The sequence below is a fragment of the Nocardia sp. NBC_00416 genome, assembly GCF_036032445.1.
GTDB lineage: Bacteria > Actinomycetota > Actinomycetes > Mycobacteriales > Mycobacteriaceae > Nocardia.
Genome location: NZ_CP107932.1, coordinates 565949 through 589787, shown reverse-complemented (window position 1 = coordinate 589787; position 23839 = coordinate 565949). Strand labels below are relative to the sequence as shown.

Genomic DNA, 23839 nt, shown 5'->3' with positions numbered 1-23839 from the left:
ATAAAATGGAGCTAGCCGAAAAGGCCTGCGTGGTAACGGGCGCTGCCCAGGGAATGGGACTCGCCATCGCCACTGACCTCGCCGAGCAGGGCGCACGCGTCATCCTGGCGGATCTGAACGCCGACGGCGCGCAAGCTGCCGCCGCACAGCTACGCCGCGACGGCCACAATGCACACGGATTGGCTGTCGACGTCATGGCGGCCGATTCGGTGACCGATCTGTTCGCAGCCGCCGAGGACGCCATCGGTCCCATCGACATACTGGTGAACAATGCAGGGTTGAGCATGGACACCAGCGTCCGGAAGATGACGCAGGCGGTGTGGGATCGCACGATCGGAGTCAACTTGACGGGTGTGGCACTCTGCTCGCAAGCCGCCGCACAGTCGATGATCCCGCGCCGAAGTGGCCGTATCGTCAATATCGCCTCCCGGGCATGGCTGGGCTGGTGGGGACAGCTGCCATACGCAGCCTCGAAGGGTGGCGTAGTATCCGCAACTCGCTCGCTGGCTATCGAGCTCGCCCGCTACGAAATCACGGTCAACTGCATCGCGCCGGGCCTGATCGACACCCCTCTACTGCGTGCCGAGCCACCGGAGGTAATGGAGCGGCTGATGCAGGCCCAGCCCACCGGCACAATCGGCACGGCGCAAGACGTCGCCTGGGCGACCCGCTACTTCGTGGCCCCGGCAACCCGCTCCGTGACCGGCCAGGTGCTGTATGTCTGTGGCGGGAAGAGCTTGTACGCGCGTCCCGCGGTATGAATCCACACGGCCCTGTGGGGCCTGGGAGCGATAATTCGCCCCAGGCTCCACAGGTCTGCATGCGCGATCCTGTGGTCCCGAGACCGCTGGCCGGTCGCACGACGGCTGGTTCGACCTCCACCAAAGCGGTCCGGCCAAAGTTGCGAACCGGAATACTCGGCGCTCGAGCTCTCGAATCATAAGGGGGCCAAGTTAGCGACCGCGGCGCGAGCAGCTGAACCTGGTGCACTTCTTCGATCCGATCGGGACGTGCCGAGGCGACGGGTGACCACTCGGGCGACGGCTGAACGCGCCGACGTTGTGCTCGATGGACACGATCGACGCACCTGGAAGCGGAAGATGCGGAGTCACAATCGAATCAGTCCTCCATGGGTAGATGGTGCGTGCGCATCGCATCGTCGTCGGCACCGAGCAGCAGTGAGATTTTTGCGGCGGCCCGCTGCATCTGCTTGAGGACGATCGGAAGCCTGTCGCTGGCCAGCCGCCCACGAGGCGCGGAGACATGCACCGCCGCGATGGTCTCCCCGGCGACGCCGACGATGGGGGTGGAGATTCCCGTGATGCCCTCGACGCTCTCACCGTCGGTGACGCTGAAGCCCCGCTCCCGGATCTTGGCGTATTCGATCTGAAGCTGATCGCGGTCAACGATGGTGAATGCCGTGAGCGGTTCCAGTCGCGGAGCGGCGAGAACTTTTGCCTCCAGTTCCGGGTTGTACGCTGCGAGAAGTTTACCGACCGCAGATCCATGCAGCGGGCGCTCGCCACCGAGTTGCATGACTACCGCCAGTGGTTGGGAGGCCTCGTAACGGTCGGCGTAGGTGACGCCGGCCCCGACACGGATTCCGAGGTAGACGTGCTCGTTGATCTCCTCGCACAACTCCGTCAAATGAGGCCGCGCAACGTCTCGGAGACTGAGTGAGTCGACGACCGTCAATGCGATAGTCACCGCGCGGGGGCCCAGTGCATAGGTGCGAGGTCCGGCGACGCGGACCGCCCCTATCTCGACGAGGGCCTGCATCAGATCGTGGGTACTGCTCATGGGCAGTTTCAGGTCGTCGCTGAGATGTTTGAGGCTGCGACCTTCATGGTGGTGCGCGAGATATCCGAGCACGGCCAACGCCCGGTCGATACGCGATGCATTCATCCTTGCTCCTCTGCCCGTGTCATTCCCGATGCTAGTCAACCCAATTGCGAAAGTATCTACCGCTTCCGCCCCTCCACCCGTACTATACTCCGCATGTACGAATCGCATTTCGGGAAGTCGAAATCAGAGCTACCGCTCGCCGGTGTCCGCGTCATCGATCTGAGCACGCCCCTCGGTAGCTACGTCGGCCGCCTCTACAGCGACCTCGGGGCCGAGGTTGTGCGCGTCGAACCCGCAGGGGGTATGGCCGATCGGCGGCGCGGGGCACCCACCGTCGGCGACGTCGGCGCTGAATGGGTCTTTCACAACGTCGGGAAGAAGAGTGTTGTGCTCGACGATGTTGATGCCGGCCTCGACTCGCCAGCGATGGTCGATTTATTGCGATCAGCTCAGATCCTCCTCACTTCCGAGGGTCCTGGAAGCTTGCGCGATCGCGGGCTCGGGCCCGACATGGTCGAGGAAGCGCTCCCCCACCTGGTCCATATCAACATCAGCCCGTACGGCCTCGACGGGCCGTGGATGGATCGCCCGGCCGACGACCTGACGATTCTGGCCGCTGGCGGACTACTCAGCTTGGCGGGCTACCCCGACCGAGCGCCGGTGCGTCCCGCGGAGTGTCAAAGCGCTGTCGCCGCGAGCTTGCACGGGGCCATCGGCGGCCTGATCGCACTGCTCGCTCGAGACGACGACCACGTCGGCCAGACGGTGGACGTGTCCGCCCAGGAAGCAGTTGCCCACTCACTCGAAAACGCCATCCAATACTACGACCTGGAAGGAAGCGTGCGTACCCGCGTCGGCAGCGCACCGAAAGAAGCTGGCACCGGCCTTTTCGCCTGCGCAGATGGGTGGCTCTACGTCGTCGGCGGGTTGGGTGGCTACCCACTCGGATGGGCCGGAATCATTGATTGGTTGGACGAGTGCGGGGTCGAGGGCGCCGCCGCCCTGCGCGCCGATCGATGGCAGGACCGGCTATGGCGCCGGACACCGGAAGCGATCACAGAGTTCCGCACCTACTTCGAACAGCTCACTGTCTCACGAACCAAGGAAGAACTCTACGAGGCCGGTCAACGTCATGGCGTCAGCGTGGCGCCGGTGTCGATGCCGCAAGACCTTCTCGACAACCCACAACTGTTGGCACGCAACTTCTTCCGATCAGCCACGATCGACGGTGTCGATGTCACCATCCCGGGTCCGCCATATCGCTTCACCGGTGCCGACATCGGTCCAGGGCCGACTGTCGCTGGAATCGCGGAGCACACCGAGGCAGTGTTCGCAGCACTCACTACCGATTGACAGAATTCTCCGTCTCTTCGGCTGCCGGAGTTCGGGGAGACGCAGCTTCCGCGACCGTGCTGCGGCAGAGGCACTCGTCCTCGATCAACGAGAAGCCGAGTTCGTGCGCCGATGCGATCGCCTCGGCCGCATGGATCGCAAAAGCTCAGTTCGGTTCGCGCTACCGCCGAATTCCGCGTCACTGCTCCTCGACCTCCTGCTCGATCAGGGCTACCGCTTGCACGGCTCGCCCGCCGTCACCTTCAACGGAACTGATGTGCGCCGCGCAGGCACTGGTTGTGGAATCGAATCGGGGTAGGACCGGGGCATCAGAAGGTGCTATGTCTCGAGCAGTTGCCGGAGGACATCGAGATTGGCCGCTACCGCTGACTTGACCTGCGCGGTGACGATGGGGCCCGCAAGTCGCAAGGGGCCATGGAGTTCGAGGTCGATGGCGTTTCGCAGCGAGGTGCCGCCGGTGACGGGCTCCATATGGTAGGACACCGTGGCGGGGAATGGGCCCAACTGGCCACGGATCTGCAACTGTTGTGTGGGTTCGAATTTGGTGACCTCGAATGTTTCCACGGCAGGTTGGGGAATCGATCGGGTCTGTCGATAGGTCGACCCCACCTCGACCGGGCCCGGGGAGGTTTTGCGGGTCTCGGTGATGGCGTAGTTCCAGCGGGGAATGTTCTCGAACCGGGCAAGGTATGCGAAGACTTCGCCGATGGGGTGGTTGATGGTCACTGCGTTCTCGAAGGTGGTCATGCCCTTCTGAAGCGTGGAGGAAGTGCGCGTATTCCGGTGACAGCCCTACTCGACAGTGTGACGTAAGCAACATGTTACACGACATATATGTCGTGTAATCTAACTCGTATGACGAACACAACGAAGAACCCGACCCTGGTATTCATCCCCTGCATGTCCGGCGCGCCGTGGGACATCAGCAAGTTCGACTCGCTCAGCGGACGACCCACACGCCTACTGAAGCTGCCCGAGGCCGTCGACAACATCGAGGGTTATGCAGACTTCGTCGCCGACGCCGTCGCAGACCTCGATGACTACGTACTGATCGGAGACTCCTTCGGCGCCCAGATCGGGCTCGCATTGGCGGTTCGCCGACCCCAAGGCCTTCGCGGACTGGTGATGTCGGGTGGATTCGCCGCCAACCCCATCACCTCCCCGTTCTGGAACACCGCGATGCGCACCATGGGCAAGATGCGCGGTGGCGCCTACCAGCACATCGTCCTGCGCGCCCACGCCCAGCGCCTCGCCTCACCGTTCGACGGCGAAGGACAGGTCCCCTGGAGCAAGGCCGAAAGCCGCCGCGTGTTCCGCGAGAGCACCCCCGCACAGTCCTACGGCGCCCGCATCACCGCCACCCTGGCCGCCTACTACGTCGACAAACTCGACCGCATCACTGTCCCGACCCTGATCCTGACCCCCGAACACGACGTCATCGTCGGTACCGCCCCCGCCGAAGTCATGCTCGACGGCATCCCCGATGCCACCGAGGTCGTGCTGGAACGCACCGGCCACATGTTCCGTTTCTCCCACCCGGGCACCTACTCCACCGCAATAGCGACGTTCCTGACCGACCGAGTCGACCACCGAGAGCTCGTCGGTGCAGCCCACTGAAGAATTCCGATACCTCGCCCTGGCAGTGCAACGCGAAGGAGCCCGACTCATCGGCCGGGCACTCGAACCCCTCGGCATCACCACTGCCCAAGGCGAGGTAATTCGAGTCCTGCAAAACCACCGACCCCACATCGAACTGACCTCACCCCCCCAGGCCTGCAAACCGCCGCACACATCACCGATATCGAACAACGCTCCTACCAACACATCCAAGAACACGACCTCCACCAAATCAACAACCGCGATCACCCACCTGCGCATCAAGAACGACCGCCTGGCGGCGGCTGGATGGATCCGGGCCTTCACCGCCATGGCGAACGAGGGCCCCGCGCGCAACCACTGCCGGAATCGGCGCGCACACGGCGACCGTCACGCGCCGGCGCTGCGATCATGGGCGGCATCACCAGCCCGTCGGTTTCCCGGGTGGTGCGGGTCGGCATCGGCGCGGCCAGCGAGGACGGGTCGCGCCGGCAGCTCCCGCCGGCGGGAGCCAGGAAATGCCTCGTTCGCGAACTTCTCCAGCCCGACCCGGATTCGCGCGAAAGTGTTGTCGGCCAACGGTTCGGCGCGGGTGCCGATCTTCTCGCCCGGGTCCAGGCTCCAGTCGATCGCGGCGAAGGCGGGGGGTGGTGAACGGTTCGACCTCGGAGGACCGGCACGCTTGGAGGGGCGCCGGTAGGCGTACTGGTCGGAGCGGCCCATCTCGGTACCGGGCTGTTTCCAGGACCGGGGGTCCCGGTAGTAGCCGCCGAAAATCGGGCGGATATGGATACCGGCCCTGGTCAGGAGCTGCGGTTCATCGCCGAGGCTGGAGCTGTTGGGGCTGCAGATTCCGCTGATACCGTGTACTTTTCACAGCCTTCTCACTGTGGCTAAGTACTGATTTCGGATTCTCTGCGACAGCGCAGTTGATCCAATCAAGGCCGTCACCCGGGCCGATATGTTTTGCGGGCCCGGTCGGCGGGACCGGTCACTGGCGGGTTTCACAACAGTGATCGGTTCGACTGTGAACGTACGGCACGGGTGTCGGGATGACCGGCCACCAGTTCAGAAGAGGGTGTCGCGGACTCGAATGGCCGGTACCCGGTCGGTCCGAGCTGCGCCGGCTCGGCGTCGATGTAACTGCTCATCAGGCGGCTGATCCACGCAGGCCATCGCGGAGTAGAGCCAACTGACACTTTGTCAAGCCCCGGGTTTGATGGAGAGCGGGTTAATTGGTTTCCAGGCTTGCCGTGACCGGGTCGGCCACGGCGTGTAGTTGCTCGTATTCGGCTGGTGGAACGTGTCCGAGCTCGCCGTGCAACCGCCGATTGTTGTACCAGTCGATGTACTCGACGGTCGCGAACTCGAGGTCATCGAGCCCGCGCCACGGGCCCTTGTTGCGGACGAGTTCGGCCTTGAACAGCGAGTTGAACGCCTCGGCCATCGCGTTGTCGTAGGAATCGCCTACCGAGCCAACCGAAGCGACCGCGCCGGCCTCGGCGAGGCGCTGCGTGTAGCGAATCGCACGATATTGGACTCCTCTGTCGGAGTGGTGGGTCAGTCCGGCCAGGTCAGCGCCATCGGCTCGCCGCCGCCAGATCGCCATCTGCAGCGCGTCGAGCGCGAGGTCGGTGTAGAGACTGGTGCTGACCTGCCAGCCCACGATCATCCGCGAGTACACGTCCAGCACGAACGCCGCGTAAACCCATCCTGCGCTGGTGCGGACATAGGTCAGGTCCGCGACCCACAGCTGGTTGGGCCGCGACGCGGTGAAGTCGCGTTCGACCAGATCGGCAGGCCGGGCGGTTTCCGCGGCGGGTCTGGTGGTGCGCGGGGACTTATCGCGCAGCAACCCGCGTAGCCCGGCGCACCGCATGAGCCGCTCGACCGTGCATCGTGCGATGTCATGACCTTGCCGGTTCATTTCGGCCCAGACCTTTCGGGCGCCGTAGACGCCGTAGTTCTGCTCGTGGACCCGCTCGATCACTTCGAGGAGTTCGGCGTCACGCAGCGTCCGCGTGCTGGCCGGGCGGGTCTTGTGGGCGTAGTAGGTCGACGATGCGATCGCAGCGGGCGTCTGTTCGAGCGCCGCAAGGACCGGCTGGACACCGTGTTCGACCCTGCGGGAGTCGACGAACTCGACCTTCATCGCGACGGACGGTCCAACTCCGCCGCGAAGAAAGACGCCGCGGACTTGAGGATCTGGTTCGCCCGCCGCAACTCCCGGTTCTCCCGCTCGAGCTCGGCGATGCGGGCCTGCTCGCCCGTGGTCGGGCCCGGGCGCAATCCCTCGTCACGTTCAGCACGACTGACCCAGGTCCGCAACGCTTCAGGGTGGATACCGAGCTGATCGGCGATCCGCTTCACCGCACCGGCACGCGCGGCCGGATCCTTCCTCGCCTCGACCGCCAACCGCGTCGCGCGCTCACGCAGCTCGTCGGGGTACTTCTTCGGTGCAGCCATGACTTCGAATCCTCCGGGTCTTCGATGTCTCCATCAAACCCGGGGCGCAACACTTTCCTGTCGCGCCCGACTGACATTCTGCTGTCGTCTCTCGAGATCCTTCAGGGACGTGAGCGCACCGGAGTCGTCCGTATCCACGGACAGCGCGTGGAACTGGAAGTCAGCCCCGAGATAACACCGTCGATCGACTGGGTCGAACAGGAGGACGGATCCTGGGCCGGCACGTCCCTCGCGACCAGGTTCGACAAACTCACTGTCCGGTACCTCGCCACACCGGACATCGCCGCCATCCATCTATGGCTCAGTAATGGTTGAGGGCGGCCGGAATCAGCAGCGCGGTCAGGACGAGGCTCGCCGTCACATCGGCACGCAACCACGTGCGGTGATACCCCCGAGCGATCCCGGGCAATCGGTCCACGCGCACCCACCGCGGCACGGCTGGGCCTCAGTGCGTTCGTGCGCGTTGTGGGGCGACCGCAACCGGGGCGGCCAGCGGTGCGGGTGGTGTGCCGCGCCGACGTCGGCGCAGTGCTTTCTCGGCCTCGACGACCGCCGGGACGGTCAGGGACCAACCGAGGCAGGCGAGCCACTGGCCGCCGGTCAGCGACGTGGTCATGAGGAGGTCCTGGAGGAACCCGAGTTCGACGGCGAAGACTGTCACCACGACCGGGACCGACAGGATTTTCAAAGCGCCCAGCAGTGGTGGGGCGAAACCGGATTCGGGATCGCGGCGCATGGCCAGCCCGCTGAGGATCGAACCGAGGGACAGCACCACGAATGCCGTGGTCATCGGCACATTGGCCGCGGTGGGGCTCAGGTTGCCGGGGGCCAGCAGCATGGCGGCCAAGGTGACGACGAACTGTAGGAATCCGTAGCCCAGCCACTGGCCGAACGCCGTCCGGTTGGCGATCGGTACGGACGGGTCCCGGGGCGGTTTGCCCATGAGATTCGGTGCCGGCGGATCCGCCATGATGACCGCCACCGGGAACAGCGTGATGAAGAAGTGCTGGAAAAGCACCATCAGCGGAGTGAGCGCCACTCCGTCGTTGATATCGAAGATGCTCGCCACCAGGAACAGCAGAACCAGGGAGAAGAGTTTCGACATCTGGTACCGGATATAGGACACGATCTTGTCGTAGATATCGCGGCCCAGCCGGATCGCGGTGATCAAGGTCGCGAAGTTGTCGTCGGTGAGCACCATTTTGCCCGCCTGCTTGGTGACCTCACTACCGGAGCCCATGGCAACTCCGATATCGGCCTTCTTCAACGCGGCGGCATCGTTGACGGCGTCACCGGTCATCGCCACCACCATGCCGCTGTCCTGCATCACACTGGCCAGACGGAGTTTGTCCTGAGGCGTGACCCGGCCGAACACGTGCAGATCCGGGAGTGCCGCGGCCAGCTCCGGATCGGTCATCGCCTGGAGTTCGGCACCACTGATCGCGCCGGGACCCAATCCGAGTTCCGCCCCGATCGCCGAGGCGGTGATCGCGTGGTCGCCGGTGATCATGCGCACGGCGATACCCGCTTCGTGAGCGGTGCGCACCGACTCGATCGCCGCGGGGCGGAGCGGATCGATGATGCCGGCCATACCGACGAAGGTGAGGTCTTCGACCAAGGACATGGGGTCGGCTACCGCGGCCTGCTCGTGACCGTCGAGGCGGCGCGCCGCGAAGGCGAGCACCCGCAAGCCCTTCTCCGACATGGTCCGCATGGCCGCCGTCAGTTCCGCCCGCACCTCGTCGATGGGCACGGCGCGGCGCCCCGGTGCGAAGGCGGACGCGCAGCGCGCCAGGACCATATCGGGCGCGCCTTTCACCAATTCCACGAATTGGTTACCGCCGTCGACGCGCAGGTGGTGGAAGGTCGCCATGAACTTGTAGGCGGAGTCGAACGGCACCGCGGCGACGCGAGGATACTGCTGCCGGGTGAGCGGGGCGTCGACACCGAGTTTCGCGGCGAGCACCACCAGTGCGGCTTCGGTCGGGTCGCCGACGATATCGCCGGTGTCGGAGACGGTGGCATCGCTGTCGAGGCACAACCCGTAGGCGAGCAAGGTGAAATCCGGGGTGTCCTCGCCCGCGACGCCGGTGACCTTCCCGGTCTTGCGGTAGCCCTCGCCGTCCACGGCATACCACCGGCAGTGGAAGAACAGAGACCGTACCGTCATCTGGTTCATGGTCAGGGTGCCGGTCTTGTCCGAGTTGATCGCACTGGTCGCACCGAGTGTCTCGACATCGGTGAGGTTCTTCACCACCGCTTTCTCGTCGGCGAGCCGGCGAGCACCATAGGCGAGCATGGCCTGGACGAAGGTCGGCAGCCCTGTCGGAATCGCCGACACCCCCATCGAGATGCCCAGCAGCAGTACCGTGGTCATCGCCTGTCCGCGCAGCACCCCGATCACCACGATGATCGCCACCGCCGTCCAGGCGATGACACCGAGCACCTTGGTCAGGGAATCCAGTTCACGCTGGAGCGGCGATCTGGACGGGGCGACGGCCGAGAGCATCGAGGCGATCCGACCCATCTGGGTGGACATACCCGTCTCGGTGACCACCACGGTGGCGGTTCCCCGGGTGACCGAGGTGTTCTGGTAGACCATATCGCCGCGATCGCCGAGCGAGATATCGGCAGCGTCCAGTGTGCGCGGATCCTTGCTGACGGGAGCACTCTCACCCGTCAGGGCCGCCTCCTGTGTCTCCAGGGTGGCGGAGGTGATCAACCGGCCGTCCGCGGGGACGATATCGCCCGCTTCGAGCCGGACGATATCGCCGGGCACGAGTTCGGTGGCGTCGATTTCGGTCAGTGCCCCGGCACGGATCACCCGGGCCTGCGGTGACTGCATTCTGGCGAGCGCGTCCACGCTCGCGCGGGCCTTGGTTTCCTGGCGGGTGCCCAGGACGACATTGAGTACCACGAGGACCGCAACCACGATCGCCGTCGGTATCTCACCGATGACGATGCTGACCACGGCCACCGCGATCAACATCAGGTTCATCAGATCTTTCGATTGCCGCAGGGCGATCGTCCACAGCGACGGCGCGGGTTCGGCGGCTATCTGGTTGGCGCCGTAGTGCGCGCGACGATCGGACACCTCTCCGGCGGTGAGCCCCGATTCCTGGTCCGAGCCGAGAGCGGATACCACGGATTCGACGTCCTGCGCATGCCAGCTCGTGGTTTCCCGGCCGGAATCGATCGGTGGCTCGCGGTGCTGGGGCGCGGTGTGTGCGGAGGCCATGGCGCTCGTCCTTTCCGGCCCGGATCTCAGTAGGGCGTCGGAATCCAGTGCAGTGGTTGCCTCGGCGCCGTGTAGCCGTGTGCGTGCTGCCGCTTCGGCAGTACGACCGCACGGTGGTCCAGCGGTTCATAGGGGATCTGGCCCAGCAGGTGATCGATGATATTGAGCCGCCCGCGCTTCTTGTCGTCGGTGATCGCGACGTACCAGGGCGCCCAACCGGTATCGGTGAGATGGAACATCTCGTCTCGGGCCCGGGAGTAGTCGTACCAGCGGCTGTAGGATTTCAGGTCCAGATCCGACAGCTTCCAGATTTTACGAGGGTCGTCGATACGGCTCTGGAGTCGTCGGGTCTGTTGTTCTTCGCTGATCTCGAGCCAGTACTTCAGCAGCACGACTCCGGAGTCGACGATCGCGCGCTCCACCGCCGGAATCAGCTGGAGGAAGTGCTGCGCCTCTTCGTCGGTGCAGAAGCCCATGACCCGTTCGACCCCGGCCCGGTTGTACCAGCTGCGGTCGAAGATCACGACCTCGCCGGCGGCGGGGAGATGGGACAGATAGCGCTGCACATACATCTGGGACTTCTCCCGCTCCGTGGGAGCGGGCAGCGCCACCACCCGAAAGACACGGGGACTCACGCGCGCGGTGATCGCTTTGATGACACCACCCTTACCGGCGGTATCGCGGCCCTCGAATACGACGCAGATCCGTGCGCCGGAAACCTTCACCCACTCCTGCAGTGCGACGAGCTCGGCCTCCAGCGGCCGGAGCAGGCGGCGATACTGCCCGCCCTTCATCGGGGTCTCGGACTTCGCGCCGCCCGGTTCCGGCAGCTCTCTGGAACGGGGTGGCGGGCGGCCGGTCCCGGCCGCCACCGTGTCATCGGATTTCTTGTGCTTCTTGTGACCGCTACCCTTTCCCACGTCCAACCTCTCTCGGGTCCTCGGAACAGCCGACCCGGCGGGCGGGATCAGCGCGTGGCTCACTCACCCGGTGGGCAGCTGCGCCGGCAGTGCATCGAGCGGATCCGCCGGATCAGCGCCGGACGCTCCACCGCCGCACCCGGCGTCGTCCCGTGCCCGCTCGGCGTCTCACCGGCCCGGTGGGGGCAGCCGTGCTGACAATGGCCGAATCCGCGATATCGGCGCCGATCTCCTGCCGAGCCGCCTTCTCGACGAGTAGCGGGAGGAATGCCCGTATCCGGCTGTCCGCGAAACGCTTGTGAATTGTGCGCACCCTGACTTCCACCTCGGACGGCGGAATCGACGGGTACCGACTGATCAGTCGTTCGATCACCTGTTCGACCTGGAGCAATTCATCATCGCCGGTCATCCGATAATCCTCGGCGCCGCCGTGAACTGCGGTCAAGGCACGAGTTGGGCCCAACCCGGCAACGCTATCGGCACACGGACCGCCCGGCCGTTCGGCGTCACATCGCGGTTCAGGTTTCCGGTTCCCAGGTCGTGACGGCCCAGATGACCACCACACTCAGTGCGATGATCACGACGGACCAGGTGGGGTAATAGGGCAGGGACAGAAAATTCGCGAGGGTCACCAGCGCGGCGATGGCCAGCGCCGAGTACCGCCCCCACACGGTGCCGAACATCAACCCGCTCGCACAGATCAACGCGACGATGCCCAGCACGAGATGGACCCAGCCCCATGTGGTCGTGTCGAACGCGAACACGTAGTCGGTGTCGGTGACGTAGAAATCATCACTCACCAGGGCGGCGACCCCCTGCAGTACCGAGACCACTCCCACGATGAGGAGCATGATCGCGGCGGTGATCGAGATCCCCGCCGCGATGCTCTGCTCCTGGAACGGCTCGGGCTCCGGTATCGGCCTGTTGGCAGGCGACGTGCGATAGGTCATGTCAACCCCTTACCGATTCGGATAATCGGATCCCGGTAGTTCGATGCGGCTGCGGCTTCGGTGCGTACCCGATCTCGAGGTGCGTCGATCACGACCGGTCCGTCGCGGCGCCCGAGGTGGACCAGATGATTCGCGGCCGCATATCCGGTGAACCGCGAGTTTACCCAGTTCGCCGCAGCTGAGGGGGAAGCCCGGTGACACGGGGTCGGCACGGTAGCCCAGGTTTCCGGTATCGCCCGGGGGTGGTGCCGGTCCGGGCCCGTCGGTCCGGCGCGATCAGGCCACCAGAAGGGAACCGGCCAGCGCGATGGTCGCTACCCACACGGTGGACAGGGTCGCCAGCACGAACGGACGCGATCCCACCGAGCGCAGTAGCGATACGCGGACGCCGATCCCCAGCGCGAACATCGCCGCGGTGAGCAGTGCGGTCTGCGCCTCCTCGGCCAGGTCGACCACGCTCTGTGACAGCAGCCCGGACGAGCGCAGCGCGACACAGCCCAGGAAGCCGAGCACGAACACCGGAACCAGCGGTGGCTGCGCGCTATCGGTCCGGCTGCCCGCGGCCATGCGACGCTGCCGGGCGACGAGGTAGGCCATCACCGGAGCCAGCATCAGGACGCGGGCCAGTTTGACCACCGTGGCCACCGCGAGAGCACCGCCGCCGATGATGCCACCGGCCGCCACCGCCTGCGCCACCTCATGGATCGAGCCGCCCGCCCATATCCCCGCCTGTTGCTCGGACAGCCCCATCGTGTTCGCCAGGAGTGGGACGGCCGGGATCATCAATGTCCCGAAGACGACCACGAGCGCGACCGCGGTGAGCAGTTCCTCCTCCTCGGCGTCGACCACTCCGCCGGTGGCCGCGACCGCCGCGGCCCCGCAAATCGAGAATCCGCAGGCGATGAGCACGCGCTGCGTCCACGACAGTCCCAGCAGCTTGCCCGCGTACATCGTGCCCACGATGCCGAGCACGACGATCGCCACGACGACGGCGATCACCCCCCACCCCAGGCCGATGACGTCACTGAACATCAGTCGCAGTCCGAGTAGTGCGACTCCGACGCGCAGCAGCCGCTTGGACGAGAAGTCCAGACCGGGCCGGATCCATCCGGGCACGGTGACCAGATTGGCCAGCAGGGCGCCGAGCACGATGGCGATCAGGAGCGGGCTCATCGCCGGTACGAGGTGCCCGATTCCCAACGCGGCCGCGGCGCCGATCCCGCACAAGGCGATCCCGGCCGCCGTGCCCGCGCCCCGGGTGGGGGCCGGTCGGCCGCGGTTGCCGGTCTCCGGCCGCGCCGACTGTGGTGCGTCGGGTACTGCGCGAACATCACTGGACATACCGAGAACTCTGCTGCGCCCGCCGCGCCCGCGGTAGCCGGCAATCCGCCATGGCTACATATCAATCTGATATGCCTGAGTGATAGGACATATGATCTGAGCATGTTCAGTCGATGGCCGGAACTCGGTGTTCTGGAACTGCTCGTCGGGGTCGACGATCACGGAAGCCTGGGTGCCGCGAGCAGAATCGCGGGCATCGCCCAGCCGAACGCGAGTCGTGCGATCAAGCGGCTCGAAGCGCAGGTCGGTACATCGCTGCTGCAGAGAAAGCCCACCGGCTCGACACTGACACCGGAGGGCACGGTCATCGCGCACTGGTCCAGGCGGGTTCTCGACGACGCCCGGCAGCTGCTCGACGTCGCGGCGGGTATGCGGGAGAAGCGCGCCGCAGAGCTCACCGTGAGCGCGAGCATGACCGTCGCCGAACATCTGATGCCCGCCTGGCTGGGCCGGTTCCGGCGCATCGACCCGGACGTGACGATCCACCTTCAGGTCCGCAATTCGATGCAGGTGTGCGACGACGTCACCGCCGGCAGTTGCGATGTCGGGTTCGTCGAGTCGCCGACCGTGCCCCGGGCGCTGCACAGTGTCGCGGTCGCCCGTGACCGGCTGGTGGTCGTGGTCGACCCGCACCATCGGTGGACGCGCCGCCGGCGCCCGTTGTCGATCGCCGAGCTCGCGCAGACGCCGCTGGTGGTCCGTGAGCCCGGATCCGGTACCCGGACCACGCTCGACTTGGCTCTGCAGGAATACGAGCGGGCAGCACCGCTTCTCGAGCTCGGAAGCGGTGCCGCCATCAGAACCAGTGTGCTGGGCCGGGTCGGGCCCGCGGTGCTGAGCACCCTCGCAGTCTCGGCCCAGGTGGAGTCCGGGGATCTGAAGGTCGTCGAGGTGGAGGGCCTCCACCTCGACCGCGCCCTCCGCGCCGTGTGGCGCCCGCCCCGGCAACTGGAGGGCCCCGCCGGCGATCTCGTCAGACTTGTACGGCGAGTGCGTGTGTGAGGATCTTGCGGGTCGCGGTCATCGGCAGAGCCGTGCGGCCTCGTAGCGGCCACCCACAAGCGAGAACGCAGGCGACAGCGAATTTTCGGAATCGACATGGAACCTTCAGGCGGGCGGCGACGTCGAAGTCAGTGTCATTACCGGAACATCGAGAACATAAGGACTCCCGTGATACGCATCCTCCTCGAGACCGCTTTCGCCTCAGCCGTCGTGGCGGCCGGTGTGTTCGCTTCGGACGCGCCTGCCAGTGCTCAGACACACTGCGGTGACGTCTACACGTACACCGCTCCCAACGGGGCGACGATGACCGGCCGGGACTGCAAGGTCTACGACATGAATGGGAATCTGCTGGAAAGCTATTTTCAGAGCATGAACTGACAGACCGGTTCGGCCGCGATGACGTCGAGGGGCCCGCTCCACGGTCGGCCCCTCGGATGTCTCCCCGGTAGCGCGTCGACCAGCGGTTCGAGGGGTGTTCGGCGGTGGGCTACCGCGGGCGTTCCCACAGATTGTGATCGAGGCGCGGGCCCGGCCCCGGTTTGGTCGAATCGACGCAGGTCAGCGCTCTTGGGTAGATATTGGCGCAGCAGCCGATCGGTGTTCTCATTGGTGTCGCGTTGCCAAGGACTGCGGGGGCGGAGCCATCCGGCGATCTGCTCGGGCGACCACAGAGATTTGAGCTTGTCCTCCACCAGCGCCCGCAACTGCGGGCGGGCCCGCGAGTTTGGCTGGTTTCGGTCGCCTCGCTCGCTGATAGGCCGGCCGGTCAGCAGCCGCGGCCCGGTAAGCGATCCGGCCGCCGTTGCGGGCGATCTCACGTTGAGATCGTCGACGGCCAGCGACACCGCGATCATTCGCGCTGAGCAGCCCATAGCCGGGCCCCGCGAGATCTCCCCACGCTCAGCGATCGTCAACGAGTTCGACCTGTTCACCCTCCCCTTGGCCGACAACGCCTGCGGCGGCTGCAAGTCCTCGGCCTGCTTCGGCGGCTGCCCCGCCGAGGAGATCGTGATGGGCGCCAGCTCCTGCGCCGAGTACCCCGACATCGTTCCTGTGACCAACTCTTTGCGGCCGTCGGCGCGGACCCCGATCATCACGAGTAGGCACAGTTTCTCCTGCTCCAGGCGGACTTTGACGTGGATGCCATCGACCCACAAATACACGTAATCGGTGCCCGAGAGGTCCCGGGCGGCGAACGCCTTGGCTTCGTCTTGCCACTGGCCGGTCAACCGGGTGATCGAGGCCGCCGACAATCCGGCGCCGGAGCCGAGGAACTGTTCCACCGCCGGACCGAAGTCCCCCGTGGACAGCCCGTGCAGATACAGCAGCGGCAACACCTCGCTGACCTGCGGGGACTTACGCGCCCAGGCGGGCAGGATCGCCGAGGAAAACCGTCGCCGCTCACCGGATTCCGGATCGACACGACGGTCATTGACCCGGGGCGCGGTCACCGCCACCGCGCCAGCGGCGGTCAAAAACTGGCGTTCGTTGTGGTAGCCATTGCGCCAACAGCTTTCGCCCGTTCTCGTCGAGCTCGTCGGCGAAGCCGATCCCCACGCTCAGCGCCGGACTGATCATGGCCGGTACAGCGCTGTTGATCTACCCACTCGCAGTGAGACGCGACCTCGGCTGGCCGGTGTGGACCGCGGGCTGCATGGCTGCCGCAGGCGTGCTGCTGGCCGGGTTCGTCGCCGCGCAGGCCCGGGGACACCGACCGCTGCTGGACCCGCGGGTTCTGCGGACGCCAGTGATTCGCGGCGGTTTGACGATGGTCTTCGTCTTCAATGCCGCGGTGCCGTCGTTCACCTTGCTCGTCATGCACTACCTGCAGACCGGTGGGGGTCTGCGTCCGATCGCGGCAGCGGTGGTATCGGCGCCGTTCGCCGCGACAGCGATTCTCGGCGCCCGCGTGGCACCCTGGTTCGCGGGCCGCTACCGCGCGGGTGCATTGGCCGGGGCGGCGTTGTCGCTCGCAGTGGTGATGGGAACGCTCGCACTTCTCGTCACCACCGCGGCGCCCCTGTGGACGTGGCTGCCGATTTTGGCGGTCGGCGGTGGCATGTTCGGGATCTTCACCGCGTCGGTGTTCGGGATAATCCTTGCGACAGTGCCCGAATCCGCCGCCGGTTCGGTGTCCGGCCTCCTATCCACAGCCCAGCAACTCGGCGGCACCGTCGGCATCACGCTCGCCGGATTGTGCTACTTCGCGGTCCCAGCATTACCCGCGACTGCATTCGGGCACACACTCATCTACGAAACAGCGACATTCTTCGCCGCCGCGATCCTTGCGCTGACCATACGAACTTCGCCCGGATCGACGCCTGCCCCACCGTGCCCGGCCGAAGCCGTGTCGCGTAGTCCCGCTATCCAGCCGAGATCGGCCGCGAGATCGAGTTGACCGACGAGGAACACAGGCACGCATCCATGCGAACGCAGGCACCGGATGACGATCCGCTACGCCTCCGGTCGGGTTCTGGAGATCGCCATATACATCCTCCCCGGATGGGTCTCCGGATCAGCGATAGTGTCCAAATCAGGCGCCTACCGCGACGACGTACTTGCCGGAACCTCGCCCGGTCGCCAGCAGATCGTGTACACGGCCAACCTGGTCCAGCGAGTCGACCACCGTTACCGGAAGCTCGAGCCCGCCGTTGCCGACGGTCGCCAGTCCGTCGGCGAGGGCTGCGGCGAGCTTGTGCGGCGTCGACTCTTGCAGTCGGCTGATGCTGAATCCGATCAGGGCGACGTTACCGCCGATCAGGCGGGCCAATGGTGGCAATGGGGCGGGCGTGCCTCCGGCCGCGTTGCCGAACAATACGATTCGCGCACCGGGTGCGGCCAGCTCCAGGTCGAGCTCGAGGTTGGCAGTTCCGGTCGGGTCGAGAATGACATCCACCCCCCCGGGGGCTGCGGCCCGCGCCGCGGCCACCACATCGTCCCCGCGCGCGGTGACGACATCCCAGCCCGCGTCCAGTCCGTCCGCGACCTTCTCCGGCCTACCCACAGTGCCCAACAGCGGGCCGGCGCCCTCGGCGGCCGCAAGTCGCGCAACAGCATGGCCGACTCCTCCGCTGGCCGAGTGCATGAGAACCGACTCGCCCGGCCGTATCCGTGCGGCGTCGCGCAGCAGCAGTAATGCGGTCGAAAGCGCCAGCGGTGCCGCGGCCGCGACCTGTAAGGAAACGGCGCCCGGCACCGGGGTGACCACCTCGGCGGAAGCCAAGGCAATCTCGGCCATTCCTCCCGAGCGAGTGAACGCGGCGACGCGATCTCCGACGGAGAAGGTGTCGACCCCCGCGCCGAGCGCGCGCACTCGGCCTGCTACTTCCAGTCCGGGCGTGTACGGCCACCTGGACGCGTATCCCGCGTCGCCCCGGCGCGCCATGACATCCATGAAGTTGATGCCGGCATACGCGACCTCGATCGACACCTCGCCCGGGCCCGGACGAGGTTCCTCGACCGGGCCCACCCGTGTAGTAGATGCATCGTGTGACGGGCCGGTCAGTTGTACTGCGCGCATCAGTTCTCCTGGCTCATTATTCTATGTTCTACGAACATAGAATAATGCTGCTAGTCTGGTTGTAGCAAGTGGGAAGGAGCACATGAATGGCCCGATCGCAGCGCAACACAGCTCCGCTGCGGCACCCGGATGTCGCGGAATTGGACCTCTTGGATATTTTGCACGCGTTGTCCGACCGCACCCGGATGGCAATCGTGCAGAGGCTGTGGGAAGAACCGGAGCGGGTGTGTGGGACCTTTCCTGTGGATGTCGCACCCTCGACGCTCAGTCATCATTTCCGCGTACTGCGCGAAGCCGGTCTGATCCTCCAGCGGGACGAAGGCATCAGAAGGTGGAGCTCACTGCGCCACCACGATCTCGAGGCTAGATTCCCCGGCCTCGTCGGCCATATCGTGGACACCTTCAAACATCAATGAGCCGACTACGGCAGGGCTGACTCAGTCGGCTCGGTGGCGGGAAGCGAGTACGGGTTTGCCTCGCCGAATGCTACGACCGCGACCGTCGCCGCTCCGAACGGCGCATCCGCGCCGCCGGCTTCCCTCGCGACAAGTCGTTGCGCGCAATCGAAACAGGCACCGACTCCTACCGCCTCGCCCGCACCGCCCAAGCAGCCGCCGGCGCGCGGTGACGTCGGAATTCACCGATCGATCGCTGGTCAACACGCCGAAACCGCTGCCAAGGGCAGACACCATCAACGCCTACGCAGTCTGAACAACCTGATCCGCCCGTGCGCCAAATACCCTGCCCGTTGGTTTCCGCCATTACTACGGGGACGACGCCGAGCGGCCAGCCCAAAAAATCACCTTCGACCGGACCCGACTCCATGAGCAGGCCGTGCACGAGGTTAGTTGTCGAGCATTGTCTCCCACTTCGAGTAGGCCTCGAAGTCACGGAAGTGGCGCGAATACAGATCACCGCCCTCGGACAGGTCGTCGATCAACGCCGCCACGACGTCAACAACCGCGGTAGGAGTGACGGTTACGTTGTAGCCGGCTTCGTTCTTGTAGGTCCCCTCGTCGCTCCGGAAGTTCTCCTCCGCGAGTTCACGCGCTTCTGCTTCGGATTCCGCGTACAGGAGGGTCGTGTCCTCACGGTACAGGGGTACATAGTCCGGAGCATCGGAGGTGAACTTGAACAGTGTGATCGCGATGTACGGGCTCTTGGCCACTAACTAACTCCTTAACTTTTACTTCTTGAAACGACTGTCGTTCAGCAACTTCCATGCCTTCTTGTGCTCCGCGCTAGTCCCGCTCCTGATAGCACCCCGGGTCGTCTGGAGAAACTGGGAGGGGAACTCAGAGCGGATCGAACCCCGACGGCACCGCGAGATGTACTACTCGGCGGTTTCGCCCAGGTTCTCGTTCGCTTCGCAGCTCGAGTCGCTCTTCGGCGGATTCTCGGGCTTCGAGCTCAGAGAGTAGTCTGTCAACGCCGTTTCGAGCGTTGGAGCCACAGCGTGCGCAGTGGATGCACCGGCTGCCAGTATGAACAGCATCAGCGAAGCTGCGGTGATAACCCTGCGAGCGTGATGCATTGAATCATCTCCCCTTCTGATAGCAGTCGGGGCGACACTCGCCTCGACCTTCGCGAGAGACGAGAGTCCAGCCCTGCGGCCGACTGCGAAGCCTTCACAACCCCCACCCTCTTTCTCTCGGACCTGTCCCGGTCACAGAGTTAGACAGCGCAATCTCGGAGACGGTTCCACTGTTTCGGAATTGGCTCGAGAAAAAGTGGATGGCCCGCTCGGGGATTACACGAGCAGGGCGAGGCGGGAATCGAGGTGCTCGGACAGGAGTTGGCCGGCTGGCAGGTTGCGCAGCTACGAGCAGCACTCACTGCCCTGTGGATGCCAGAGCGCGATCCGGAGTTCGTCGACAAGGTCAAGTCGCTGATCGGTGATTCCGAACCGGTGACTGCCGGAGACGCGATCAAGGTTCTCGGCCCACCTCGCCCGCTCCCTTCTCGGTGCGATATCGACTTGATGATCGAAGGCCATCGTTCGGCGTGGGTGGCGGAGCGAGCCGCCGACTTCGGCCGCATCGCGTTGCCGCTGTTGCGCGCGCTGCTGACCGGACAGACCGACACCGTCGGCCTCACGGGCACCGCAGTCGCTCTGACTCTGCCGATCGCCGGATCGGTACGCCGTAATCCGCAGCGCCACAACCGCTGTAGCCACTGCCTCCGGCCTTGCCGACTATGAGATCGACGGGATACGGCTGCTGCGGTGCCCGCTCGAAACCGGCACGAGCACGATCGCCCTGCCGGGGGACAACACCATCGAGAACCTGGCTGCGGCGCTGATAGCCCGACATGCCGACGACCGCGTCGGGATCAGTCCCGCCGTCCACGGGCTCGACGCCCTTCCCCGCGCTGATGAACTGGCCGAACTGGCGCTGCGAACCTGCCGCCCGGCGGCCCCACACTGCTCGAAGGGCATCTGCCGCAAGCACTCCTGCTGGCCCGCCCCGACCTCACCGCCCTGAACACCGCCCGGGCGCTCGGTCCCGTCCTCGCCCTGGATCCGGTCGACCGCACCCTTCTGCTGAACACGCTCGGGATCTGGCTCGATTGCCACGGTTCAGCCACCCGCGCCAGCAAACAGCTCTACTGCCACCCCAACACCGTCCTCAATCGCCTGCACCGCCTGGAACGACTGACGGGACTGACCTGGAACGCCCCCGCGACCTGGTGGCCGTGACTCTCGCGATGGAGCAATACAGCTCCACCCGCGATTCCGGCCGACAATGAACTACCGAGCAGCCTCCCGAGCCCCACCAAGGCGCCGCTCTCGATGACCGCCTCACCCGACGGCCCTCTGCCGCTCCCAGATGCTCGACGGCGGCGGACCGGTCCTCAACCTCGGGGGGTCGTTCGCTGATCGAGACTGCGCCGGCACTTTCTCGGTTGGGTCGGACGAGGGCCCAGCTCGATGCTGCAGCCTCCGACGTGAGACGACTCCGTTCAGTTTCCCAGTGACGGTCGTGTCCTGCTCAGAACAAGCTCGGAGAGGACAGCTGGGTTGGCCTCGAAATACTCCCCGCACGGAGATGACGACGATCAGGGTTACGACCCGTGGGCAGCCCGGAACGAATCTCCGTGGGCGGAAGCGAAGGTGCCCGCCGATCCCGAACCGGCTGCCCGGCAGCCGACACACATCGACTTCGAATTCGGGCTGGACCGTCTGCCGGTGGCAGGCGGGGCCGAACACTTGCGCACTGGGCTGACCTGCGAAAATATCACCCCGAGCCGCAGAAACCGGATCACCGGGTGCTCAGCCCTGGAGCGATAGGCCCCGCCATGGTCGTCGGCCGCTCTGCGGCCTCCAGCCTCGATCGCGCGATGCCCGCCGCGCTCTCTCCCAAGGCGAGCCACAATGATGCGATGTCGTCGACGAGCTGGCCCCGACTGATGGTGGCAGTGCCGTCCGCCCAGGACAGGATGGCCTGGGCAGTACCGCCGATGACGAAGGCCGGGGCGGTCGACGCGAGCGAATCACTGTCCAGTTCGACGCCGTGAACGCTGCGCGCGTGCCCTACGAGAATCGCGGTGAGCCCCTTCATCGCATCGGCACGCCGAGCATGCGCGGTGGGACTGTCGGCTACACCGCCGAGTAGTACCAGTGCCTTACGGTGGTCGGCACCCAAGGCGCCGACCACTGCATCGACCGCGGCGCGAGCCTGATCTGCCATGGGAAGCTCGATCGACTGCATATAGGCGGTCACCGCAGCGTGGCCGGCCGACGCCGCGACTTCGTCTATCACCGTGCTGGCGAGAGTGTCGAGATCGGTGAAGCTCTCGTAGAAATATCGTTTGTTGAGTTGCGCGTCGGCGCAGAGCCCGGCGACGGTCGCCGACCGCCACCGATTTTCGGCCATCGCCGTCAGAGCGGCGTCGATCAGCCGGGCGCGCCGGCGGCGGACTCGCTCCGGTGCGGACTCTCCCCCGTAACTGCGTTCAGCGGCCGATGACACGCACACCATTCTCACACCTCTCGGCATATCGATTCACCGTTGACAGGCGACGCCGATTCTGGCACGGTTCTGTACCAGTTGATATAGGTACCAACTTGTACCAGATTAGGAGGCGAGATGACCGCCGAACTGAGTGGCGTCGCCGAGCCCGGCACCGACGACGGACATCCACCGAACGCGAGTGCCATGCTGGGCGAGCTGCGTGCGCTCGCCCAGCACAGCCCGGCGCGGGCCTGTGAAGAAACGTGGTCCTATCTGCGAGCATTGGGTAGCCATGATGACCACAACGCGCTGTCGCGGCTCTTCGGTGCGGGCGTCGAACCACGCAACCTGGACGGCAAGCTCGAGGGCCAGATCGTCGGGAAGCTTTTCGGCATCCCCGAGGTAAAGCTCGCCAATCCGCTCATGAAGATCGATCCGACATGGCGAGGAAAATCGTTCGACCTGGCGGCAGGCACGGGCCTGAACCGGCTCTCCCCTATCGCTCTGATTGCGATGCCCGTCGTCACGTTCGGCTACCTCGGACTTCGGATGGTCGACGGAGAGGCGGAAGGTTTCCATTTCAACCATTCGGTCGATCGCGGTCTCATCGAACCACGGGTGACAGTTCGCGCCTTGGATTACGGCGTGCCGCAATACAAGAACCCGGGCGTGCGTACCTTCCCGATCCGGAAGACCCGTGACGAGATCGTCGAACTGACACCCGGCGTGTATCTCGGCCGCGCACTCCTGTTCAAGGGGGCCGATGAGATCCGTCTGATCGCCTACTTCGCCCTGCGGCATCCGGTGGGCAGCCCGCTGTGATCGAACTCAACGGGGCACGAGTATGTGTGACCGGCGGAGCCCGCGGCATCGGACGGGCCACGGTCGCGGCATTGATCGGTCGCGGCGCCACGGTCTGGATCGGTGATCGCGACCTCGCCGCCGCGCAGGAGACCGCCGATACGCTCGGCGCCCACGCTCACCACCTCGACGTCACCGACGAAGACAGCTTCCAGGACTACCTTCGAGTGGCGTCCGAGCAGGGACCGATCGATATGTTGGTCAACAACGCGGGAATCCAGCTCATGGGACGCTTCGTCGACCAGGATCTCGCCGCTCTGCAACGCGAGCTGGCGATCAACCTGGGCGCAGTCCTCACCGGAACACACCTGGTCCTGCCCGGGATGATTCAACGGGGACGAGGACACATCGTGAACGTGTCGTCGATGGCGGGCAAGATCACCACCCCGGGGATCGCAACCTACTGCGCCTCGAAATACGGAGTCGTGGCCCTCTCGCGGGCACTCCGCGCCGAACTCGCCGGAACCGGCGTCACCATGACCACGATCATGCCGGCCGCGACTCGGACCGATCTGACAGCCGGCGTCCGGTTACGCCTGCAACCCACCCTCGAGCCCGAAACCGTCGCCGCGGCGATCGTCGACAGTGCCGGACACGGGCGCGGCGAGGTGGCGGTGCCGCGATATCTGGCCCCGATGGGATTGCTCGAGGAACTGATCCCCGCGCCGATCATGTGGCAACTCAAACGATTCGTCGGCGGTGCCGACTACGGCGCCTACGATCCGGGCGCGCGGCAGGCCTACCTCGACAGGACTCGATCGCCATGAACGGTGTGCCGCCGGCCGGCCAACTGA

At 65.5% G+C, this 23839-nt stretch carries 23 protein-coding genes and 3 pseudogenes; 13 read left to right on the top strand and 13 right to left on the bottom strand.

Going from position 1 to position 23839, the window contains the following annotated elements; translation table 11 throughout:
* Nucleotides 1-5: 5 nt before the first annotated feature.
* Nucleotides 6-761 (top strand): SDR family NAD(P)-dependent oxidoreductase, encoded by a 756-nt coding sequence (locus tag OG804_RS02735; RefSeq protein WP_328393496.1) that lies wholly within the window; start codon nucleotides 6-8, stop codon nucleotides 759-761.
* A gap of 358 nt (nucleotides 762-1119) precedes the next feature.
* On the opposite strand, the gene OG804_RS02730 is transcribed toward OG804_RS02735, so the two are convergent.
* The gene (locus OG804_RS02730; RefSeq protein ID WP_328393494.1) at nucleotides 1120-1905 is read right to left on the bottom strand and encodes an IclR family transcriptional regulator; all 786 of its coding nucleotides are present in this window, start codon (nucleotides 1903-1905) and stop codon (nucleotides 1120-1122) included.
* Between the two features lie 93 nt (nucleotides 1906-1998).
* Here OG804_RS02730 and OG804_RS02725 point away from each other — a divergent pair, with 93 nt between their 5' ends.
* The gene (locus tag OG804_RS02725) at nucleotides 1999-3198 is read left to right on the top strand and encodes a CaiB/BaiF CoA transferase family protein (protein ID WP_328393492.1); all 1200 of its coding nucleotides are present in this window, start codon (nucleotides 1999-2001) and stop codon (nucleotides 3196-3198) included.
* A 318-nt stretch (nucleotides 3199-3516) separates the two neighbouring features.
* Here the strand turns inward: OG804_RS02725 and OG804_RS02720 are convergent, their stop codons facing one another.
* Complete coding sequence (locus OG804_RS02720) at nucleotides 3517-3945, bottom strand: SRPBCC family protein (RefSeq protein ID WP_328393490.1); 429 nt, start codon at nucleotides 3943-3945, stop codon at nucleotides 3517-3519.
* 108 nt (nucleotides 3946-4053) lie between these two features.
* Between OG804_RS02720 and OG804_RS02715 the strand changes: the two genes are divergently transcribed.
* Nucleotides 4054-4815, top strand: a complete 762-nt coding sequence (locus tag OG804_RS02715; RefSeq protein WP_328393488.1) for an alpha/beta fold hydrolase — start codon at nucleotides 4054-4056, stop codon at nucleotides 4813-4815.
* Nucleotides 4816-6025: 1210 nt separating this feature from the next.
* Here OG804_RS02715 and OG804_RS02710 read toward each other — a convergent pair.
* Nucleotides 6026-7260, bottom strand: a protein-coding gene (locus OG804_RS02710) for an IS3 family transposase (protein ID WP_328393486.1) whose coding sequence is annotated in 2 segments (ribosomal slippage) — nucleotides 6026-6981 and nucleotides 6981-7260 — 1236 coding nt in all. Because the reading frame shifts where the segments join, the coding sequence is not laid out codon by codon here.
* 147 nt (nucleotides 7261-7407) lie between these two features.
* Between OG804_RS02710 and OG804_RS02705 the strand changes: the two genes are divergently transcribed.
* The gene (locus OG804_RS02705; protein ID WP_328393484.1) at nucleotides 7408-7575 is read left to right on the top strand and encodes a hypothetical protein; all 168 of its coding nucleotides are present in this window, start codon (nucleotides 7408-7410) and stop codon (nucleotides 7573-7575) included.
* A 130-nt stretch (nucleotides 7576-7705) separates the two neighbouring features.
* Here the strand turns inward: OG804_RS02705 and OG804_RS02700 are convergent, their stop codons facing one another.
* The 5 genes from OG804_RS02700 to OG804_RS02680 form a co-directional block, all read right to left on the bottom strand.
* The gene (locus tag OG804_RS02700; RefSeq protein ID WP_328393482.1) at nucleotides 7706-10498 is read right to left on the bottom strand and encodes a cation-translocating P-type ATPase; all 2793 of its coding nucleotides are present in this window, start codon (nucleotides 10496-10498) and stop codon (nucleotides 7706-7708) included.
* 26 nt (nucleotides 10499-10524) lie between these two features.
* Nucleotides 10525-11328, bottom strand: a complete 804-nt coding sequence (gene ppk2 / locus OG804_RS02695; protein WP_328398207.1) for a polyphosphate kinase 2 — start codon at nucleotides 11326-11328, stop codon at nucleotides 10525-10527.
* A gap of 202 nt (nucleotides 11329-11530) precedes the next feature.
* Nucleotides 11531-11827, bottom strand: a complete 297-nt coding sequence (locus OG804_RS02690; protein WP_328393480.1) for a three-helix bundle dimerization domain-containing protein — start codon at nucleotides 11825-11827, stop codon at nucleotides 11531-11533.
* 109 nt (nucleotides 11828-11936) lie between these two features.
* Nucleotides 11937-12368, bottom strand: a complete 432-nt coding sequence (locus tag OG804_RS02685; RefSeq protein ID WP_328393478.1) for a DUF7144 family membrane protein — start codon at nucleotides 12366-12368, stop codon at nucleotides 11937-11939.
* Nucleotides 12369-12644: 276 nt separating this feature from the next.
* Complete coding sequence (locus OG804_RS02680) at nucleotides 12645-13709, bottom strand: YeiH family protein (protein ID WP_328393476.1); 1065 nt, start codon at nucleotides 13707-13709, stop codon at nucleotides 12645-12647.
* 102 nt (nucleotides 13710-13811) lie between these two features.
* On the opposite strand from OG804_RS02680, the gene OG804_RS02675 reads away from it, so the two are divergent.
* Both OG804_RS02675 and OG804_RS02670 read left to right on the top strand, forming a co-directional pair.
* A complete protein-coding gene (locus OG804_RS02675; RefSeq protein ID WP_328393474.1) occupies nucleotides 13812-14711 on the top strand; it encodes a LysR family transcriptional regulator in 900 nt (299 codons plus the stop codon).
* A gap of 168 nt (nucleotides 14712-14879) precedes the next feature.
* Nucleotides 14880-15089, top strand: coding sequence for a hypothetical protein (locus OG804_RS02670; protein ID WP_328393472.1), 210 nt, complete (start codon nucleotides 14880-14882; stop codon nucleotides 15087-15089).
* 245 nt (nucleotides 15090-15334) lie between these two features.
* Here OG804_RS02670 and OG804_RS32260 read toward each other — a convergent pair.
* Both OG804_RS32260 and OG804_RS02665 read right to left on the bottom strand, forming a co-directional pair.
* Nucleotides 15335-15625, bottom strand: a pseudogene (locus OG804_RS32260) (transposase); the annotation flags it as partial.
* A gap of 141 nt (nucleotides 15626-15766) precedes the next feature.
* Nucleotides 15767-16256: pseudogene (locus OG804_RS02665) on the bottom strand (transposase); the annotation flags it as partial.
* Nucleotides 16257-16323: 67 nt separating this feature from the next.
* Between OG804_RS02665 and OG804_RS02660 the strand changes: the two are divergent.
* Nucleotides 16324-17109, top strand: a complete 786-nt coding sequence (locus OG804_RS02660) for an MFS transporter (protein WP_328393470.1) — start codon at nucleotides 16324-16326, stop codon at nucleotides 17107-17109.
* 135 nt (nucleotides 17110-17244) lie between these two features.
* On the opposite strand, the gene OG804_RS02655 is transcribed toward OG804_RS02660, so the two are convergent.
* Nucleotides 17245-18231: a quinone oxidoreductase family protein gene (locus OG804_RS02655; RefSeq protein WP_328393468.1), complete on the bottom strand. Its 987-nt coding sequence runs from the start codon at nucleotides 18229-18231 to the stop codon at nucleotides 17245-17247.
* An 86-nt stretch (nucleotides 18232-18317) separates the two neighbouring features.
* Between OG804_RS02655 and OG804_RS02650 the strand changes: the two genes are divergently transcribed.
* The gene (locus tag OG804_RS02650) at nucleotides 18318-18647 is read left to right on the top strand and encodes an ArsR/SmtB family transcription factor (RefSeq protein ID WP_328393465.1); all 330 of its coding nucleotides are present in this window, start codon (nucleotides 18318-18320) and stop codon (nucleotides 18645-18647) included.
* Between the two features lie 59 nt (nucleotides 18648-18706).
* Nucleotides 18707-18787 (top strand): annotated as a pseudogene (locus tag OG804_RS02645) (IS21-like element helper ATPase IstB); the annotation flags it as partial.
* Between the two features lie 288 nt (nucleotides 18788-19075).
* On the opposite strand, the gene OG804_RS02640 reads toward OG804_RS02645, so the two are convergent.
* Nucleotides 19076-19399 carry a DUF4288 domain-containing protein gene (locus OG804_RS02640; RefSeq protein ID WP_328393463.1) on the bottom strand — a complete coding sequence of 108 codons (324 nt, stop codon included), beginning with the start codon at nucleotides 19397-19399 and terminating at the stop codon, nucleotides 19076-19078.
* A 612-nt stretch (nucleotides 19400-20011) separates the two neighbouring features.
* On the opposite strand from OG804_RS02640, the gene OG804_RS02635 reads away from it, so the two are divergent.
* Both OG804_RS02635 and OG804_RS32255 read left to right on the top strand, forming a co-directional pair.
* Entirely contained in the window at nucleotides 20012-20431 is a 420-nt protein-coding gene (locus tag OG804_RS02635) for a hypothetical protein (protein WP_328393462.1), read from the top strand.
* 201 nt (nucleotides 20432-20632) lie between these two features.
* On the top strand, nucleotides 20633-20929 hold the full coding sequence (locus OG804_RS32255) for a helix-turn-helix domain-containing protein (RefSeq protein WP_442941847.1): 297 nt from the start codon (nucleotides 20633-20635) through the stop codon (nucleotides 20927-20929).
* A gap of 562 nt (nucleotides 20930-21491) precedes the next feature.
* On the opposite strand, the gene OG804_RS02630 is transcribed toward OG804_RS32255, so the two are convergent.
* Nucleotides 21492-22211, bottom strand: a complete 720-nt coding sequence (locus OG804_RS02630; RefSeq protein WP_442941728.1) for a TetR/AcrR family transcriptional regulator — start codon at nucleotides 22209-22211, stop codon at nucleotides 21492-21494.
* Between the two features lie 108 nt (nucleotides 22212-22319).
* Between OG804_RS02630 and OG804_RS02625 the strand changes: the two genes are divergently transcribed.
* Together OG804_RS02625 and OG804_RS02620 are read left to right on the top strand one after the other, a co-directional pair.
* A complete protein-coding gene (locus tag OG804_RS02625; protein ID WP_442941727.1) occupies nucleotides 22320-23006 on the top strand; it encodes a hypothetical protein in 687 nt (228 codons plus the stop codon).
* Nucleotides 23003-23812 (top strand): SDR family oxidoreductase, encoded by an 810-nt coding sequence (locus tag OG804_RS02620; protein ID WP_328393458.1) that lies wholly within the window; start codon nucleotides 23003-23005, stop codon nucleotides 23810-23812. Before OG804_RS02625 ends, OG804_RS02620 begins: the two co-directional genes overlap by 4 nt.
* The last annotated feature ends 27 nt before the right edge of the window (nucleotides 23813-23839 follow it).